This is a genomic window from Rhodococcus sp. NPDC057014, from assembly GCF_042673295.1.
Taxonomy (GTDB): domain Bacteria; phylum Actinomycetota; class Actinomycetes; order Mycobacteriales; family Mycobacteriaceae; genus Rhodococcus_F.
Map to the genome: position 1 here is coordinate 24,287 of NZ_JBHUSF010000024.1, position 17,651 is coordinate 41,937.

Genomic DNA, 17,651 nt, shown 5'->3' on the forward strand with positions numbered 1-17,651 from the left:
CCCACGGCGGCGATCATCGGGCAGATCCGCTCGGTCCCAGCCCCACAGCGGCTATCTCTTCCCTCCAGCCCGCACCGCATTCGGCTTGACCACTTCGACCACAGTCCATCTTGACACTCTGCGATGCACTAGGCCGGCCATGGCGAGTCGGCACCCAAACCTGCCCATAGCGAGGCGATGCCCCTGACCCAAACCACCGCGCGACCCCGATGATCAAACTTCATTTCGTAGACCCTCAGAGACACGAAAACCCCCTTGGTGGGGTGGCTTCGGATTCACGAACCGCTCCGCGGCATGCGTTGAGGAGGACTCGCTCGTCCTCCTCAACCACGAGGGTGAAGGCCTCGCCGAGCCGTCACATTCTCTGAGGGTGAGAGTCGGAGGTTCGCTGCTTCCGACACTCGTACTGCATTCCCCGAAGGGACCTACCTATGCCAGGTATGTCGTCTCATGCTAACGCATGCCGTAAATCAGCTTCAACACAACTCGTTTCGCCCACCGAGTCCAGGTCGTCGGCCTGCGGCGGGACGCGCATTCCGCAGTCCTCGGAAGTCGACACCTGGGAGGCGTCCGTCTACGCCGCCACCCAGGCAATCAACGAGCTCCACGAGTACAACCGCGATACCGGGCAACGCGGCAACTCCTTCACCCTCCCCACCACACCAGGATGCGAAGCCACCATCCCCGTCTGGTCCGGACGCATCGAATGGTTACGCCAGGTACGCCACCACATCACCCACAACACCATCGGCCAGGCCGCACTCACCACCCACAGCATCAGCATCGAACGCCTGATGGCCGTCGCCGCAGCCCATGCCCGATTCGCGGATTCCACCACCGGCCGTGGTGTTACCGCCTCCCGGCAACTCATCGCACACCACGCCGGCGTCTCACTCTCAGTCGTCAACCGCGCCCGCCGCGTGCTCAAAACCCTCCACATGGGCGTCGAACTCGAACGCGGACGAACACTCCGCACCCACGAATACATGGCCGCTGAAGTCCACCACGGCGGCCAACAGCACCAAGCAGCCTCCGTGTGGGCACTCAGCTCCCCGAAACACATCGTCGACACCACTCCCCCACCCGCGAGCCGACCCCAGCGGCCCCACCGCACCCGCGCCACCCGACGCCTCGCACGCCACCGCACACGACCCCAACAACCCACCACCGCAACTCATCCCCAGGCCACCGGCGCTGACACCCTATCCCCCAGTTCTTACGTTCCTACACATATTCTTTCGTTACGAAGTACTCACCAACGCGCATATGCGCGGCACACCACATCCACCCGGCAACCTCGACCGCTCCACCTCCAACGAGCAGCCGCCACCCTCGCCTCCCGCTCCCCTGTTCTCGCCCACGACCATATCGGCCACATCTGCGACACCCTCCGGGCCGCGGGCATCGACACCACCCACTGGACCGGTCACGACATCGCACACACCCTCGACCGAGACACCCGAGAACGCGGCTGGACCTGGCCCAGGACCGACCACATCGAAGCACCCGCCGCCCTGCTCCGCTGGCGACTCACCCAGATCAACTGGACCGAGCCATCCCCCACCCAACTCCGCGCCACAGCCGACGCAGAACGGCGCCGTGAGCAGGCAGCCCGCCGCACCGCGATCGCACAACGCAACGCCACACAAGCAACCCTCGAACAGCGGCAAGCCGCGCTTGCTCAGATCCGCCGAACCCTGGATCACACCACACATCAGCGAGTTGACCTCCGATGAGCCATTCGGATGGAGGTGCACTGCGCTCCCGCCGGCACCGGGCCGCACGCCAGATGATCAACCGGACGCAACTTCTGAGGGCAACAAGACGATACGGGGCTACCTAGATCATGCGTTGTCTCAAGGGATCTCTCTGCCGCAGTTCGCTTCTCGTTGGCGGTCAAGGATGAACGGTACCGCCCACCATTGCACTGGGTCGGCGTGGTGCGGCGCATGATGGATACGGTGTCGACATGACTGACTGGGTACAGCAAGCGCAGCACCTCACCGACGAGGTACTGCGACCCGCTTCGACGGAGGTGGACGGGTCGGGGATGATCCCGCAATCGCACTTCGAAACATTACGCGACCAGGGGTTCTACGGCCTCGCCTTCGCCTCCAAGGACCCCGTCACCACCCTCGCGGACGTCGGCGAGATCCTCGTCAGTGGGTGCCTGGCGACCGCATTCGTCTGGGCCCAGCACCACGGGACCCTGCTCCGGTTGATGATGTCGAGGAACGATGCCCTCAAGGCACAATTTCTCGCCGACCTGCGAAGCGGCGCCATCACGGCCGGCGTTTCCGGTAGCGGCTACGCCAACCCGGACAACCCCCTCGTCGTCGCCACCGAAACCGACGATGGATACACCATTACTGGGCGGGCGCCGTTTGTCACGGGATGGGGCTACGTCGACGTCATCGGGGTCACCGCATACGACACCCGAGCAGACAAAACCGTCACCTTCCTCATCGACGCGACCGACGGCCCTAACATCTACTCGAAGCGAATCCCGCTGTCCGCGGCCGACGCATCCAACACCGTGCAACTGACCTTCAGCGAATTCGAAGTTCCCCACACTTCGGTCATCCGCGCCGGCAAACCCAGTCGAGGCGGACTCGGCGTCGCGGACCGCGCCGTTCTCCGGATCAACGGCTCCCTCGCCCTCGGCGTGGCGAGAGCATGCCTGACCGAAGCCGCCCGCATCGGACACCCCTCCTCACAACTCTGGGAAACACACACCACCATCCGCGAGGCCCTCAGCAACCCGGCCAGCGGCGACGGAGACATCTACGACGCCCGCGCCCGCGCCAGCCAATTCGCCGTCACCGCCGCCAACTACGTCGCCACCGCCGCAGGAAGCCCATCCGTCCAACGCGGCGAACCCACCGAGAGAATGGTCCGGGAAGCCGCCTTCAGCATGGTCTGCACCACCACCCCGGAAATCAAGTCACGCATCCTGACCACCTGTCACCCCCACTGAACCTGCGAGACCGAGGCGCGATGACACCCGAATCGAGTGAAACGTTCACGACAGTAGCGGCAAACTGCTCACACATCCTCGGTCCCATTGCCGGCGTCCCGCTCCCGGCACGCCGTCCACGAACAGCGGGAATCCGCACTCGCACAGATCCGCCAGGCCTGCACCAAGCCCGGCCGAAGCAACACGAGCTTCGATTTATCGCAACAGGGCGTGCACCCACCGACGGGAGCCCACCACGCGGGCACCCGAGTCCTCACAACGATCGTCTGCAACGAGCCCAGCGTGATGTACGGTGCATCACCTGCACCCCGGATCGTGGGTGCGACCAGACCGGATGGCGATCTCTCTGCAATGTCTGGCACGGTCAATGCCCAAATCAGCGATACACCTCAGGTGTCATGCAGGAACGCTCGAAGTCGCTTAAGCACCAGCTCAGGTCGTTGATCGACAATCCAGTGACCGACGCCGTCGACCGTCTCGAGCCGAAAACCATCTGTGTGCTCGGCATACCCGCGCAGCAGCGTCGGAGTGATCACCGGGTCCCCCACTCCGTGCAGGAACCGCATCGGAACATCAACGGAGGTATTCGCGAATTCACCGGTACGGATCAATTCTCGCGTCAGGAATATGCGATACCAGCGCGAGCCGGCCACGCAGCCCCGCCACCAAGATGTCTCCCAACTCGGTGGGTCGGCCACACCTCAGCCACCAATCGTGCCTACACGCCCTCCCGAAACGCGGACAGTCGGAGCGTCACGCCAGTGGACTAGAACCATTCCGTAGTCGTTGTCGACAAGCCCCGCCGCCGTGGTGAGCGCGATCAGTGTCCGTAGTGGTAACGGCAGGCAGCAATGCGGATCTGATCATCGACAATTTTATAAACCAGCCGGTGCTCATCGGTGATACGCCGGGACCAGTAGCCCTGAAAACCGTGCTTGAGGGGCTCGGGCTTGCCGATTCCGTCATTCCCGTTGCGTTCGACATCCTTGAGCAGTGTGTTGATCCGCTTGACGATCTTCCGATCCTGCGCCTGCCACCAGACGTAGTCCTCCCACGCAGACTCGTCCCAGACAAGCTTCATTCAGCCAGATCCCGGACAGTTCCCCCGCCGGACTCCAACCGATCGATCGACGCCAGCAGCCGGCGGGCGTTCTCCGGACTCCTGAGCAAGTATGCCGTTTCCTTCAACGACTCATAGTCGTCGAGCGAAACCATCACCACCGGCTCGTGACCTGCCCGCGTGATGACGATTTCTTCCCGGTCATCGACGACGGCGTTGAGGACCTCGGCGTACCGCGCGCGAGACTCCGAGTAGGTCATGGTTCGCATGAGCACACCTCCAGTTGTTACGTACAAGAAATTGTACGTAACCCGACATGCTTCCGCAAACGAAGGGGACGACCCACCGTGGTGCGAGCTCGAAAACAATATTCACCCCGTGGTCCGCATCCCCTCACCGCCCGCCGATCCCCCGCCGCTCCGGCGAGCGACTCGTCCGGACCCCGGACCGAGCGCGTCCACCAACCGGTGCGGGGCTGCGCAGCGATCCCTGGCCGACGCCCATCCGGATCGAAAATCCGAGAGTGAGGACCCGCAGCGGGACAAATGGGCGGAGCAGCTGCTGCGCAGCCTGGACGTCGCCTCCGAGGACACTCCCGTCGCGATCTGGCACGGCGAGAAGGTGCTGCGCAATCCGACGAATGCGGAACTCGCCCGCATCGTCGGTCTTCCGGTCCCGGACTCGGCCCCGGACGCGGACGCGGCGCCACCGATGCGCGCCGCGATGGCCGGCGATCCGGATACGCTGCGTGCCGTCGCGGACGATGAAGGCACCGGACGCGGATCCCAGCGCAGCGAGGGGGTCATTCGATGCGATGCTCACGGTCGCTCTGCGTTACGACCGGGCGATAATCCTCGGATGGTCGTCGAAACTGCAGATCGAGATCGACTCCCAGGCTTCGTGGCTGCGTCGCAAATCAATATAGTGTCGACAGCGTTGTAACCGTCGGCCGAACCCGAGGTTGTGGAGACCATCGACGTAGATAATCGACCTGCCGTTGCGTCGGCCCTCGCGCCCGCGGCGACAGCCCGCGATTCCTTGGCTCCAGCCGCTGCGACGGTCGCCGCCACACTGGCCGCAGTCGACGTCGTCGATCCCGTCGATTCGCCTTGGGAATAGCCTGCACTCATGGCCGCACGGAAGACCACCCAGCGACGCTCCAGTCCCAGACGAGCCAGCGCCGCGCCGCTGATACCCACCCCGAGGCACGGGGAGCAGATCTGGATCCTCGACGTTCCATACCGGGAATCCGCGCCCGGCGCCAAGTACTACAAGGCACTCAAAGCGTATGCCTACATCGGCACTCAATTGCCTGACGAACTCGCCGTCTACGCATCGAAACCGTACTCGTACGCTCGCTGGGTCGAAGAGGACCTTAACGGCGTGCGGCAACCGGGCGCTACCGGATTCCACAAGATGCCGCGGCCAGAACAGGTGGACGCCGCGAAGGCGATCGCGGCGGCCTTTCGCCACGGCAGACGCGGATTCTTGTTGGCCGACGAGCCCGGTGTAGGCAAGACCGGCAGCGCAATCCTCGGCGCGAAAGCTGCGCTGAAATTGGGGGGCGGCGACACCGTACTCATCACCGTGGACCGGCCAGCCCAGATCACCATCGCCGCGTGGCGCGACGCCCTCGCTGCGTTCGGCGACGGTGGCTATCGGTGGCTGATCATCTCCCCGGACCAGCTCAAGAAGTTGCTCGGACGCAACGGCCAACCGAAGTACTCCTTCTCCCTCGTCATCAATGACGAGGCACAGCAATTCAGGCATCTCACGGCCCAGCGCACCCAGTACCAGCGGCGCGTCAACCGCCTCGCCGCGACGCCGGAGAAGGCGCCGTTCGTCATCACCGTGACGGCGACGCCGGGTCATCACCCAGGCGAATACACCTACTTGTCTTCGCTTTTCGCGCAACTGCACGATGACCCGCCGGGCGAGTGGGCCGATCTTGGCAAGAAGCTGGTCGAGCACGGACTTCCCCTGGCTCCCGGGTGGGACAAGGGCAAATGGGACTGGAACGACCAAGCAAAAGGCTCTCAGCAGCTGCAGCATCAGGCCGTCACCCGCGTCCGGAAATGGATGACCGACTGCGACCCGCCCGTCATGATGCATCGCGACGCGCCCTGGGGGCCGCCACCTATCGACGGCCTGCCACTCGACTTCACCGCCACCCAATGGGCTGCGTACCACCAGGACTGGAGCGAGTTCCGGAGCGCGATGAAGATCGCCCGCCAAGGGAACGACACCGCCCGCGGCCGTGCCGCCCTGATACGGTTCCGGCAGAAAGCAGGCATGCTGAGAGCCCCGCAGACCGCCGAGTTGGTAGCCGCACACGTCGAACGCGGCTACCAGGTACTCGTCGCCGTCGAATTGGTCACCACGGCCGCCGACCCGGTAGCCAACCTCGTGGAGGAGCACGGCATTGGCGTCTCGCGCATCTTCGGCGGCGGCGATCTCGAAACGGAGCGCATCAGATTTCAGCGCGGCCACAACCCGGTCGTGGTGTTCAACACCGCATCTTCGATCAACCTGCAGGCGTCCGAGTTGATGGTCGACGGTTCCCGAGCCTCATCCGCACGCCGCATCGGGTTCTTCCACCAGCCTCGCTACTCCGGAATTGCCGCACGCCAAACGATGGGTCGCGCGCATCGCGACGGGCAGGTTTGCTCATGGTCACTCCTGTTCGCCACCGGAACGGTGGAGGAGCAAGCGGCTCGGATCATGATCAGTCGGCTCATGGTGACATCAGCCAGTGTCGATGGCGATCTCGAGGCGTTCGGGGAGCTCGCGCGGCTGTTCGACGCAGACTGGCTTCCCGAAAGCATATTCGAGTAGGAATGATGCCAGGACCAGGGACCTCCGCAATCGCGAGTGAGCGGATGTACATATCGCCCCGCGAGTGTGCTCACAGTTGGGTGTCCACCTTGGTGGACAGAAGACCGACAAGGCAATGCCGCGGCGGGATACGAACTCCTTCGTCGTCCGGCCGACGTCTCTGCTACGCCGCTGGCGGTCACGTCACCTCGCCATCCTTCTTCGACGCAAGTCAGCAGATTCGCCATACCCTGCGGCAAACCAAAGGCAAAACCCTGTCCGATGATTCACGGACATCCCAGCAATCGAGCGGACCGCCGTTGCCAAGGCCCCACCACACCGCGAGGATCCGCGACATGACCGCGGGGTTGCAGCCCCACAACACACGCACTGACCGAGCCATCCCCGCTTCAACTGTCAGTGCGCGCTGCTACTTTCGGCGCATGACGACCCGAGGCCAGCTTTCAGTCGCTGAGAGGGCACCGTATTTGGTTGTTGAATGGCACCCAGACCGGAACGGCGACCTCACCGCGGACCGCGTCAGCTACGGGACCAACAAGCCCATTTGGTGGCGCTGCCAGAAGTGTGGGCATGAATGGTTGAGCACGCCTCGGACAAGAATCCGGTCGACCGAGACCACACGTTCACACCGGATCATGGGGTGCCCGTCATGCTGGAAACTCAGCACTAGCACCACTATGCAAACTCGGGCCAACAAACGGAATGCAATGTCACTCGGCCACCGACCTGACCTTCTCGAAGAGTTTCACAAGTCGAAGAACTCTGACGCGAGCGCAGAGCACGTCACCTCTCGGGACCGAGTCTGGTGGACATGCCGACAGTGCGGATCTGAGTGGAGGACCACGGTCGGTGTTCGGCTTGCAGGGCACGGTTGCCCTCGATGCGGCCGGAGATCCCACAACGCAAAGATGAGGACACCGAAGTCGGGAAACTCCCTCACAAAACGCCGACCCGACCTCGCCGCGGATTGGAACTGGGCCAGGAACGGACGCGGCCCGGACCAGTACAGCTTTGGAAGCTCGCAAGAGGTCTGGTGGCTGTGCAAAACCTGCGGTCACGAATGGGAAACCACCATCAACCAGCGGAGCCACCGCACCAAAGGAAGCGGCTGCCCAGGATGCCGGCTCTGGGGTACCAGCGGGGAAGAGATCAAACTTCGATGTGAACTGATCGCAGCAGGTGTCCCAATCGACCCGGTCAAACGAAAGGTTCGCCTCGAATCCCCTGCTCGTTCCTACAATTGCGACATGCTCTGTCCCGAGTGGCGGCTGATAATTGAGCTCGACGGGCACCATTACCACAAGTTTCCACAGAACGTAAACCAGGACCGCGTCAAAACCACCGCACTGACCGACGCAGGCTGGACAGTCGTACGCGTCCGCGTCGACCTTCCGCAGATCACAGCCAACGAGGTCCACGTGACACGAAAGGACAGAGAGCTCGACCGCGCCAAGCTCGTCCTTATGAAGCTTCTGGAGCTCGACTACCGAATCGAATATGCCGAAGAATATTTGCTATCCGAGATGCCGTGGGCGTCCCGGGCCGCGGCAATTGAGCTGCAGCGAGAACTTGCGCGCTCCCTCGGCACCGAATACCCAGACCTCGCGGCCGACTGGCATCCGACCAAGAACGACCCACTCACTCCGTTCAATGTGGCTCCCCACACCGCCGCCATCGTGTGGTGGAGATGCGTTGTGTGCTCCCACACCTGGAGGTCGCGCGTTCAAGCCCGCACATATGGACGCGGCTGTCGCATCTGTTCGCGCAAGGCGGGAGTGTCCGATTAACGGTGGATCCGACCTCGGCGTCGGTTAGTCACCGTTCGGGGTGATGCGGCCTTCGAAGGTGATTGCGAACGCGTTGAGCGCTGGCTTCCACCTCATAACCCATCGTGCCTTACCCTTCCCGGTGGGGTCCAGAGCCCGTGTGGCGAGATACAGACATTTCAGGGCTGCTTGCTCGGTCGGGAAGTGTCCACGGGCCCTTATCGCGCGCCTGTAACGGGCGTTGACGGACTCGATTGCGTTTGTCGAGCAGATGACTCGTCTGATCTCGACGTCATAGTCCAGGAACGGCACGAACTCTGTCCACGCGTTTCCCCACATCCGTACGATCGCCGGATACCGCGCGCCCCACTTCCCGGCGAATTCATCGAATCGTTCCTTGGCCGCCGACTCGGACGGTGCCGTGTAGACCGGTCTGAGATCACGCGCCATCTCATCCCAGTACTGCCGGGCAGCGAACCGAAAGGTGTTGCGTATCAGATGAATAATGCAGGTCTGCACCACTGCGAGTTCCCACACCGTGTTGATGGCATCGGGCAATCCCTTCAACCCGTCACACACCACGATGCAGACGTCGGCGACACCGCGGTTCTTGATCTCCGTGAGCACTGAGAGCCAGAACTTCGCAAAAGCGCACACGTTCGCGCGAACGTGTGCGAGGTGGCGCCTGAACTGTCACGGGTTCGGCAGCCGGGCGAAGTCGACGTGGTCGGAGAGGTAGGCGATGACGGCCTCGTTGGTCATGCCGTAAGCGGCGGCGACGAGTTTCGCATCGACCGTGCCGACGAGGTCGACCAGCCGAGTGGAGCGCAGGATTCTGGGTTGGATACCGACCTCGCGCAAGGTCTGCTTGACGTAGCTGTCGGAGGCGGCCGCACGGGTGGCCTTGGTCTGCATGGTGATCAGCACATGGGCGTTGTTGCTGCCCAGGTTCTTACGGTGCTGCAGGCAGCGTTGCAGCGCGGTCCAGGTCCACGGGTCCAACGGGATGGGCTGCGGTCGACGCCCCAGCCTGATGCGGTGCTGTTCATGGTCGATATCGTCGTCGGTGAGGTGTTGCAGTTCCTGGGTGGTAGCGCCGTGCAGTAGGGCGGCCAGCCCGACGAACGGCTCGTGCGGGTGCACCTCGGGGTCGGTGCTCCATCGCCGGAACAACTCGCGCTGCCGGTCGACGGGAAGCGTCGGTCCGCTGAATGCCATGGTCTGCGGCGCTTGCACCCCTGCGGTGGGGTCGACGAGCATCAACCGTCGGCGCAGCGCGTAGCGGCAGAATTGGCGCAGTCCGGTCAGGTAGGAGGCCCGTCGGCCGGGATGTGCGTGCAGGAACGCTTCGATGTCGCCGACATCGGCGGTCGCCCAGTCGGTCTTGCAGCGGCGCGCGGTCAGAAATTGCGCGAAGTCACGCACCGCGGTGAGGCGAGCCTCGAGCGTGGTGTGCCCGCGCGGGCGGGTGCCGGCGCGGCGGGCGCGATCGCGGCCGGCGACAAGGTGTTCGGCGAACCCGGTCACCGCCGGTCGCAAGGGGGCGGGCACCGCGTCGATGCGGGACTGGCGGCGGGCGGCGGCGCGGCGTTCCTCCCGGTCCGGCGGCAGTGCCAGCTTGCTCGCGGTGAGGAAGTCTTCCAGGGCCCGCGCGAGCGGCACGTCGTCGGCGACAGCGTCCAGCAGTGCCTGCGGATGCGTCGGGTGCTCGTCGGTCAGGTGCTTGCCGAGTCGGGTGAGCATGGCGCACGCGCGGCTGGGGTGATGGCGGCCGACCAGGTAGGCGGCGAAGGTGCCCAGCCAGTTTGGCGGATCAGCTAGTGCCTCGGTGAGATTGGCGGCGCGGACGGTGATCCTGTGCGGCGAGCGTGCCCAACAGGATCGACACCGCCCAGCACCGTAAAGCCGGGTGACCTGGCCGCAGTCGACGCAGGCCGTGTCCGGATTCGGTGGCCGGCCCGGATGCGAACACGAACCGCACAGGCCGGTGGCCGGTCGCAGTATCCGGCGTTTGCTGCAGCGCGGGCAATGAGCTCGATCGGCGTCTCGCCGTTGCCGTCGGAGACATTCCCTGCACAGGTCTCGGTCGACGAACAACACCGGGGCCTGGCACTGTCGGCAGGTGCGCGAGCAGCGCACGCAGCGGCCGGTGTCCGGCTGCAGGACCCGGTCGACGCCGCAGCGCGGGCAGGGGTGGGTGACCGGGGCGTGGGAGGCCGCCCAGTGGCAGCGTGCACACAGGTCACGGTCGGGTTTGCCGACCGCGCGGCCGCAGCGGCGGCAGTCCCGGATCCGGCGGGTCATGCTCAGATCGGCGGCATCGACCGGCCCCGCCGCGACGCCTGTGTGTCGTTCGCCGCGACCTTGGTCGGGTTCGACGAGATCGGTTGTGCGACTGGGGTGGTATCGATGTCGAACAGGTCGTTCGGTGTGCAGTCCAAGGCGGTGCACAGCGCGATCAGGGTGGACAGCTTGAGCTGGCTGGGCTGTTTGGTGAACAACGCCGACACCGACGCCGAGGACAGTTCCAATCCGGCCTTCTCGGCGAGCAGCCGTTGCAGCTGGGTGCCGGTCCAGACCTCGCGGTGGGCGGCGGCCATCCGGAGTTTCCACCTGATCTGCATGCTCACTCCTGTCCGGTCAACTCGGTCAGCGTCGCCGAGATCGCGCGTTGGTAGGCGTCTTCGATGAACGTTTCCGACGGGCGCACGTACCGCATGGTCGACGCGACCGTCCAGTGGCCTAGAAGTTGTTGGATGGCAACCAGATCCACGCCGCGCTCGTAGTTGTGGGTGGCGCAGGCGCGACGCATCGCGTGCGGGCTGAACCACTCCGCTTCGGGCCGTCCTTCCACGCTCATCAGGTGCCGCAGCCGGTTGCGGATCGTGGCCGCGGCCATCCGTCCGCCGGACTCGTCGCACAGCAGCGCCGCGCTGTCCGGGAACCGGCCGCGCACGTCGTCGAGATACCAGCGCAACACCAGATCCAGCCCGTCCAGCATCGGCACCCAGCGCGGCCGCGGCCCGGATCCTTTGGCGCCCTTTCCGAAGCGCACATGCAGTTTGCCGAACGTGCCTCGCCCGAAGTGGACGTCGCCGCGGTCGAGCATCACGACCTCCTCGGATCGTAGGCCGGCGTGGTACAGCGTGCGGAACAACGCGTAGTCCCGCGCGGCCGGGCCGTACTTGCGGGCGGTCGCGATCCGTTGCTTGAGGACCTCGAAGAACGCCGCCACCCGCTCCGGTGTCGGCGGTGCCTCCGCAGCCGGCGAGTCGTCGCTGACGTGGCGGGTGGCGTTGAACTCGTCCAGCGGACAGGCCAGCCGCACCCCGAATGCTGCCTCGATCTCCGCGGCCTTGCGGACCTCGAGGAACCGGTGAAACCCCTTGAACACCTGCAGGTAGTTACGCCGCGTCGATACCGCTCGACCCGAGTTGGCCAGCTCGCCCACCACCCGGTCGACGTCGGCGGCGGTCACCTCCCACACCGGCCGACCCAGCCCCGCGAGCATCCGCTCCAGGACACCGATGTCGTTGGCGATCGTCGATGCCGCGAATCCACGCGCGATCCACGACGCGACGAACGCCTCCACGCATTCGGCCTGGAACCGCTGCGGATCTCGCGTCGCCACGATCGGTGCGACGTCGCCCGAGATCACCCGCAATCGCTCGTCGCCCACCGCACGCCTTCCTCGCACCTAGCATTTCGCGGTAACACCTTAACTCGCGGGCTTCCACCTCGAAGATCAACGACACGCCAATCAGTGGGAAACCCTCAGGCAGCAGCACAAAACTACGGAAACGAACCTGTGCGCGTTCCATATCCCTCACCACCGTCGCCGGCCCACACACCCAGAATGTCGCGTTCGCCGTTGACGGTGACCCCGATCGCGACGTACATCGGCCGGTTCGTGACCTGCCCATCCCGCACTTTCACGTGAATCGCATCGATGAAGATCACGGGGTACACCCGGTCCAACGGACGGTTCTGCCAGTCGGTCATCTCGCCGACGACCTTGTCGGTGATGCGCGAGATGGTGTCCTTCGACACCGTCGCTCCGTAAATATCCTGGAAGTGGGCAGAGACCTCACCGGTAGTTAAACCCTTTGCTGTCAAGGATAATACGATCTCATCGATACCGGTCAGCCGACGTTGACGCTTCTTGACGATCTGCGGGGCGAACGAGGAATCAGTGTCCCTCGGGACATCGATTTCCACAGGTCCGATCTCGGTCAGCACCGTCTTCGTCCGGGTGCCGTTGCGTGAGTTCCCGCTCCCGCGGCCGGCGGCGTCGTGTTTCTCGTAGCCAAGGTGCTCGGTCATCTCCGCGTCCAGCGCGGTTTCGAGGACGTTCTTGGTGAGCTGATTCAATAGCCCGTCCGGGCCCATCAAATCCACCCCCTGCTCCTTGGCCTGGGCCAGGAGTTGCTCGGCCAACTGCTTCTGATCCACTTCGGTCGCTGCCATGGGATCCAGTGTTTCGGTCATCATCGATCCTTCCCGCCAAGCAGCAGCTCGGCGTGTCGAACCAAGATCAGATCAACCGTTATTCAGACAGTCCCCGCAAGGCTGGCAGTGGTCGCCCGCCGAAGCCAGGTGCGTCACTGGCCGACAAGCGGCCGGACGTCGTCGCAGATTGGAACTGGGATAGAAACTCCAACATCACACCAGATCAGGTCGGCGTGAACAGTGCCAGGATGATTTGGTGGAGGTGCAGCGACTGCGGACACGAGTGGTCGTCGCCGATCAAGTGCAGGGTCCGATCGAGAACTCATCGACGGGGCATCTGCCCAAGGCGATCGAGGAAGACGCCCGGTGCCCTTGCCCGCGAAAGCGATGCGCGCAAAGGGGTCTGAACCTATTCTCAGCGGCTCCACTCGGATCTATTCGGGTCGGCGAATGGTTTTACGATTGGTGTCACGACGAAATCCATTCGACGTTGGGAGTCGGCGTAGTTGGGCCTCGCCCTCTTGCTGATAAGGTACCTTCCATAGCTATCCGACCGATTAGCCATTCTTGATGTCGCAATCCGACTCGCTCATATTCATTGGGGCGAGCAGTGCGTAACGGACGTAGAGTGAGTGCGGAAGGTGACGAAGGAGTTGAAATGGCGCGCCAAGTAGTTGTCGAGCATGTCGACGATATCGACGGATCCCCCATTGTGGAGGGCAAGGGTGAGACGATCACATTCTCCGTGAATGGAATCGACTACGAGATTGATTTGTCGGCGAAGAATGCGAAGGACTTCCACAAGAAGCTTGATTACTACATCGATCACGCCACACGGGTAGGTGGCCGCAAGAATCGATCAGCGGGCACACTCACGTCGGGTGATGAGGTCAAGCGGAAGCCTGCACGGCGGGACCGTGATCATGTGAGGGGAGTGCGGGAATGGGCCCAGGAGCAGGGGTATGACATCGGGGTCCGCGGGCGCATTCCTACCGAGATCGCGGAGGCGTACAACGCTGCTCACTGACGACCATTAGGAGAGCGCAGTTGTTAGTTGAGTTCCACGGCGGAGTGGATGGAGTGGAAGCTGAGAGACGAGGCGGGAGTGCGGGTGGCATGTCTGCGACAAGCCCCTGCCCTAAGACTTGCCATTCGACGCGCATGCCAGGTCTCGGAGCAACCCCGACCAGTCCCCGTCCTTCCGGTGAGCGATTTGTCAATCGAGTAACCGCCCCAATCTCCTTCGCGGACTCTCGTTAGAATCCGACCTATCCTGGACAGCCCGATCGATAAGTAATCGCGACGCCTATTCATCGATTCGGCGGCATTGTTCTAGCGCACACATGCTTACGCCACCGCCATGATGACCGAAACCGCGTCCGGCCGAGCGTATTCATCCACATCACATCAGCATCGAACGCCTGATGGCCGTCGGCGACGCCCGGTTCGGGGCCCCCACCCGACCGAAACGTGGATCCCGGCTGCCGTCTCGGTGAGGCCACTCGGTGACGTGCGGTACTGGCACCGACACTGGCGCGGACGGGCAACTCCGCACGGCGATGGAACCGACCGACACCAACGTCCCGTGGTCGGATGCGCTAACGAAGGTGCCAACTCGCAAGGTCGATGGTCGTACCGCAATTGTCCAGTTCACGAGCGAACACTCTGCCGCCCATTTTTGGGCGGCTAGCGCTGCACAATAAGGCGCTGTGCTGGACGTCGCGTGAACGAACCCCGCCTCTCTGCGCGATCAGTCGCGCTAAACCAGCGCTAGACCGGATCGGCGAGACCACGGGTTTCGGACCTCTTGTTGAGGCACTCCTCGCGCGGGAACCGATCCGGCGATTAGAAGTGGGGACCGCACCCACTGGATGCGGTCCCCACGTGACACTGGTCAGACAGAGCGTACGTTCGTGGCCTGCGGGCCCTTCTGCCCTTGGCCGATCTCGAACTCCACACGCTGGTTCTCATCGAGCGACTTGAAGCCGCTGCCCGAGATCTCCGAGTAGTGCACGAAGACGTCCGGAGTTCCGTCGTCGGGTGCGATGAAACCGAAGCCCTTCTCACCGTTGAACCACTTCACAATGCCCTGCGCCATGCCGATACTCCCTCAATCTCGATCCGGACCCTCACATCGAGGTTCCGATCTCGATCACTCGATACTGCCACTCTTGGTGCAGTCGCGAAGACCGCCCACCGTTTTCACACCGACCTACGACCGGTCATCGATGCACCGTCAATGACCTGCGGTGGCGGATTGATGGTGCCGGTGTCTCATGTGACCGAGTCGTTCACACCAATCGGGGCCGACTCCAGGTGTGAGTGAGTGGGGATCGCGGCGATGCACTCGTGGGTTCCGCCGACATAGGTGGCCATCGATCGACATTGCTTCGACCGATCCCAGCGGTGGGATTGCACTTCCTTGTTTTAGTCATTTAGACTAAAACTATGGAAACGATGATCGAGGCACTCGACGTCGTCGGCGCGGCAATCGTGCCGAGCGACCTGTACGGCCCAATCACCCACGACCCGGCAGCTCAGCGCGCCGCCCGCCGGCGGTTCCACCGCCTGTCGGTCCTGATTCACCCGGATCGGGTTGATCCGGCGTACACCGCCCGCGCCGCATCGGCATTCACACATGCGTCCGACCTGTACCGCCGCTGGCAGCGCGCCACGACCACCACGGACGCGGCCACAGCCACCGTCGTGGACGGCAGAAACGGCTCCTACCGACTCGAGACCCGGCACGCCCGCGGCTCGATCGCCGACCTGCACCATGCCACCGACAGCGGCGGCGCGGACGTGGTGATCAAGGTCCCCCGCAATGTTGCCTCGAACGCCCTGATCGACACGGAACGAGCCGCGCTCACCGAGATCGCGGCGTCCGCCGAGGACGGGAACAACTGGTTGCGCGCGTACTTCCCGCAACTGATCGACCACCTCACCCACGCCGACCCTGTGACCGGCGCCCGGCGACAGGTGAACGTGCTGGACTCGCTGACCACCGGATTCGTCACCCTCGCCGAGGTCCAGGCCGGCTACCCGGATGGGCTCGATCCGCGGGATTGGGTATGGATGCACCGGCGGCTGTTGCGGGCTCTGGCCGCCGCGCATCGCGCCGGGTGGGTGCACACCGCGGTGACCGCGGACAACGTGCTCATTCACCCTGAGCGGCATGGGGTGGTGCTGGCCGGATGGTCGTTCGCCACCCGCCCCGGCACCGTTCCTCTGGCGACGATCCCCTCTCGGCGGGACCACTATCCACCGGAATGTTCCACCGACTCCCCCGCAACCCCGGCCTGGGATGTGTTCATGGCCCATCGGTTGATGCTGACCATGCTCTCCGATACGGCCCCGGACCGCCTGCGGGCGTTCGCCCGCGGCTGCCTGCAACCCCAACCTGGTCTGCGACCTGACGCCGTCGATCTGCTCGAGGAGTTCGACGACCTGCTCGACACGCTCTACGGGCGGCGACGCTTCCGCCCGTTCACCATGCCCACCACGAAAGGACAGTGATCCACCATGGGATACGGCAAGTGGGATGACGACACCTACACCGCGGCCAAGACGTTCCGCGCCGCCCGCGGCGTCGACGACTTCGGCTACACCAGCGCGATGTACACACAACCGAGAGACCAGTGGAAGGCCGATCCAATCCTGGACCCGCTGGGCGTGACCGTGCGGGAATGCCGGGATTCAGCCGGGCACCCCGAGTCGCTACCGATCGCCGTGCTCTTCGACGTCACCGGCTCGATGGGCGGCGTACCGCGGATCATGCAGAACAAGCTCGGCAAACTACACGGTCTGCTGCAGCGCAAGGGCTACGCCGACGACCCGCAGATCCTGTTCGGCGGCATCGGGGACGCCGACTCCGACCGAGTGCCCCTGCAGGTCGGTCAGTTCGAGTCCGGCAACGCCATGGACGAGCAACTCCGCACCATCTTCCTCGAAGGTAACGGCGGCGGTCAGAAATCTGAAAGCTACGAACTGGCCGCATATTTCATGGCCCGTCACACCGCCACGGACGCGTGGGACAAACGCGGCCACAAGGGCTACCTGTTCATCATCGGCGACGAACTGAACAAGGCCCGACTGTCGGCCCGGCACGTGCGCACGGTGATCGGCGACGACCTCGACCGCGATGTCACCGTCGAGTCGGTGTACCGGGAACTCGAACGGCGCTGGAACGTCTACTTCGTACTACCGAATCAGTCCGCGTACTACCACGATCCCGAGATCGCGGAGCACTGGCAGCGCCTGCTCGGGGAACGGTTCCTCAAACTGGACGACCCGGGCGCGGTGTGCGAGCTGATCGCGCTGACGGTCGGCATGGGCGAGGACCGCATCGACCTCGGCGAGGGGCTGGCGGACCTGCGTGACGTCGGCTCCGCCGCCGAAGCGGACACCGTCGGTCACGCGCTCGCCGCCCTCGGTGCGGCGCGGGCCCCCGTCGCGGTGAGCCCATCGCCGATCGATCCGGCCGGCAGCGACGACGTGTCCTTCACCTGACACCCGTTCGAGAGGCGGGGCTTCCGATTCCCGCGCCGGGTGCGAGCCCCGCCTC

15 protein-coding genes and 4 pseudogenes are annotated in these 17,651 nt (G+C 64.1%); 9 read left to right on the forward strand and 10 right to left on the reverse strand.

Annotation, left to right across the window (positions count from 1 at the left end; genetic code table 11):
* The first annotated feature begins 440 nt into the window (after positions 1–440).
* Entirely contained in the window at positions 441–1,736 is a 1,296-nt protein-coding gene (locus ACFTZB_RS07810) for a Rep protein (protein ID WP_378430901.1), read from the forward strand.
* Positions 1,737–1,969: 233 nt separating this feature from the next.
* Positions 1,970–2,977: an acyl-CoA dehydrogenase gene (locus ACFTZB_RS07815; protein ID WP_378430902.1), complete on the forward strand. Its 1,008-nt coding sequence runs from the start codon at positions 1,970–1,972 to the stop codon at positions 2,975–2,977.
* A gap of 389 nt (positions 2,978–3,366) precedes the next feature.
* Here ACFTZB_RS07815 and ACFTZB_RS07820 read toward each other — a convergent pair.
* From ACFTZB_RS07820 to ACFTZB_RS07835, 4 genes and pseudogenes are all read right to left on the reverse strand, one after another.
* Positions 3,367–3,627 (reverse strand): annotated as a pseudogene (locus ACFTZB_RS07820) (alpha/beta fold hydrolase); the annotation flags it as partial.
* A gap of 170 nt (positions 3,628–3,797) precedes the next feature.
* Complete coding sequence (locus tag ACFTZB_RS07825) at positions 3,798–4,058, reverse strand: Txe/YoeB family addiction module toxin (protein WP_072948949.1); 261 nt, start codon at positions 4,056–4,058, stop codon at positions 3,798–3,800.
* Positions 4,055–4,306, reverse strand: coding sequence for a type II toxin-antitoxin system Phd/YefM family antitoxin (locus ACFTZB_RS07830; protein ID WP_005569061.1), 252 nt, complete (start codon positions 4,304–4,306; stop codon positions 4,055–4,057). Before ACFTZB_RS07830 ends, ACFTZB_RS07825 begins: the two co-directional genes overlap by 4 nt.
* Before the next feature lie 124 nt (positions 4,307–4,430).
* A complete protein-coding gene (locus ACFTZB_RS07835; RefSeq protein ID WP_378430903.1) occupies positions 4,431–4,859 on the reverse strand; it encodes a hypothetical protein in 429 nt (142 codons plus the stop codon).
* Between the two features lie 306 nt (positions 4,860–5,165).
* Between ACFTZB_RS07835 and ACFTZB_RS07840 the strand changes: the two genes are divergently transcribed.
* From ACFTZB_RS07840 to ACFTZB_RS07850, 3 genes and pseudogenes are all read left to right on the forward strand, one after another.
* Entirely contained in the window at positions 5,166–6,872 is a 1,707-nt protein-coding gene (locus tag ACFTZB_RS07840; protein WP_378430904.1) for a DEAD/DEAH box helicase, read from the forward strand.
* Positions 6,873–7,294: 422 nt separating this feature from the next.
* A pseudogene (locus tag ACFTZB_RS07845) lies at positions 7,295–7,744 on the forward strand (zinc-ribbon domain-containing protein); the annotation flags it as partial.
* Between the two features lie 36 nt (positions 7,745–7,780).
* Complete coding sequence (locus ACFTZB_RS07850; RefSeq protein ID WP_378430921.1) at positions 7,781–8,659, forward strand: zinc-ribbon domain-containing protein; 879 nt, start codon at positions 7,781–7,783, stop codon at positions 8,657–8,659.
* 24 nt (positions 8,660–8,683) lie between these two features.
* On the opposite strand, the pseudogene ACFTZB_RS07855 reads toward ACFTZB_RS07850, so the two are convergent.
* From ACFTZB_RS07855 to ACFTZB_RS07875, 5 genes and pseudogenes are all read right to left on the reverse strand, one after another.
* Positions 8,684–9,283 (reverse strand): annotated as a pseudogene (locus tag ACFTZB_RS07855) (IS256 family transposase); the annotation flags it as partial.
* Between the two features lie 48 nt (positions 9,284–9,331).
* Positions 9,332–10,381: an integrase gene (locus tag ACFTZB_RS07860; RefSeq protein WP_378430906.1), complete on the reverse strand. Its 1,050-nt coding sequence runs from the start codon at positions 10,379–10,381 to the stop codon at positions 9,332–9,334.
* A gap of 563 nt (positions 10,382–10,944) precedes the next feature.
* On the reverse strand, positions 10,945–11,262 hold the full coding sequence (locus ACFTZB_RS07865) for a helix-turn-helix transcriptional regulator (protein WP_007296740.1): 318 nt from the start codon (positions 11,260–11,262) through the stop codon (positions 10,945–10,947).
* 2 nt (positions 11,263–11,264) lie between these two features.
* Positions 11,265–12,317 carry a tyrosine-type recombinase/integrase gene (locus ACFTZB_RS07870; protein ID WP_378430907.1) on the reverse strand — a complete coding sequence of 351 codons (1,053 nt, stop codon included), beginning with the start codon at positions 12,315–12,317 and terminating at the stop codon, positions 11,265–11,267.
* 143 nt (positions 12,318–12,460) lie between these two features.
* Positions 12,461–13,126: pseudogene (locus ACFTZB_RS07875) on the reverse strand (IS256 family transposase); the annotation flags it as partial.
* 32 nt (positions 13,127–13,158) lie between these two features.
* On the opposite strand from ACFTZB_RS07875, the gene ACFTZB_RS07880 reads away from it, so the two are divergent.
* Together ACFTZB_RS07880 and ACFTZB_RS07885 are read left to right on the forward strand one after the other, a co-directional pair.
* Positions 13,159–13,494, forward strand: a complete 336-nt coding sequence (locus ACFTZB_RS07880) for a zinc-ribbon domain-containing protein (protein WP_378430908.1) — start codon at positions 13,159–13,161, stop codon at positions 13,492–13,494.
* Positions 13,495–13,745: 251 nt separating this feature from the next.
* Positions 13,746–14,114, forward strand: a complete 369-nt coding sequence (locus ACFTZB_RS07885; protein WP_378430909.1) for an Lsr2 family protein — start codon at positions 13,746–13,748, stop codon at positions 14,112–14,114.
* An 867-nt stretch (positions 14,115–14,981) separates the two neighbouring features.
* Here the strand turns inward: ACFTZB_RS07885 and ACFTZB_RS07890 are convergent.
* On the reverse strand, positions 14,982–15,185 hold the full coding sequence (locus ACFTZB_RS07890; protein WP_124396545.1) for a cold-shock protein: 204 nt from the start codon (positions 15,183–15,185) through the stop codon (positions 14,982–14,984).
* A 359-nt stretch (positions 15,186–15,544) separates the two neighbouring features.
* Here ACFTZB_RS07890 and ACFTZB_RS07895 point away from each other — a divergent pair, with 359 nt between their 5' ends.
* Entirely contained in the window at positions 15,545–16,603 is a 1,059-nt protein-coding gene (locus ACFTZB_RS07895; RefSeq protein ID WP_378430922.1) for a hypothetical protein, read from the forward strand.
* Positions 16,604–16,609: 6 nt separating this feature from the next.
* On the forward strand, positions 16,610–17,596 hold the full coding sequence (locus ACFTZB_RS07900) for a hypothetical protein (RefSeq protein WP_378430910.1): 987 nt from the start codon (positions 16,610–16,612) through the stop codon (positions 17,594–17,596).
* Positions 17,597–17,651: the final 55 nt, after the last annotated feature.

Excerpts from the sequence above, each read along its gene's own strand:
- ACFTZB_RS07895 (WP_378430922.1), top strand. The coding sequence starts at position 15,545 with ATGATCGAGGCACTCGACGTCGTCGGCGCGGCAATCGTGCCGAGCGAC.
- ACFTZB_RS07840 (WP_378430904.1), top strand. The coding sequence starts at position 5,166 with ATGGCCGCACGGAAGACCACCCAGCGACGCTCCAGTCCCAGACGAGCC.
- ACFTZB_RS07850 (WP_378430921.1), top strand. The coding sequence starts at position 7,781 with ATGAGGACACCGAAGTCGGGAAACTCCCTCACAAAACGCCGACCCGAC.
- ACFTZB_RS07815 (WP_378430902.1), top strand. The coding sequence starts at position 1,970 with ATGACTGACTGGGTACAGCAAGCGCAGCACCTCACCGACGAGGTACTG.
- ACFTZB_RS07810 (WP_378430901.1), top strand. The coding sequence starts at position 441 with ATGTCGTCTCATGCTAACGCATGCCGTAAATCAGCTTCAACACAACTC.
- ACFTZB_RS07890 (WP_124396545.1), bottom strand. The coding sequence starts at position 15,185 with ATGGCGCAGGGCATTGTGAAGTGGTTCAACGGTGAGAAGGGCTTCGGT.
- ACFTZB_RS07825 (WP_072948949.1), bottom strand. The coding sequence starts at position 4,058 with ATGAAGCTTGTCTGGGACGAGTCTGCGTGGGAGGACTACGTCTGGTGG.
- ACFTZB_RS07830 (WP_005569061.1), bottom strand. The coding sequence starts at position 4,306 with ATGCGAACCATGACCTACTCGGAGTCTCGCGCGCGGTACGCCGAGGTC.
- ACFTZB_RS07885 (WP_378430909.1), top strand. The coding sequence starts at position 13,746 with ATGGCGCGCCAAGTAGTTGTCGAGCATGTCGACGATATCGACGGATCC.
- ACFTZB_RS07865 (WP_007296740.1), bottom strand. The coding sequence starts at position 11,262 with ATGCAGATCAGGTGGAAACTCCGGATGGCCGCCGCCCACCGCGAGGTC.
- ACFTZB_RS07900 (WP_378430910.1), top strand. The coding sequence starts at position 16,610 with ATGGGATACGGCAAGTGGGATGACGACACCTACACCGCGGCCAAGACG.
- ACFTZB_RS07860 (WP_378430906.1), bottom strand. The coding sequence starts at position 10,381 with ATGCTCACCCGACTCGGCAAGCACCTGACCGACGAGCACCCGACGCAT.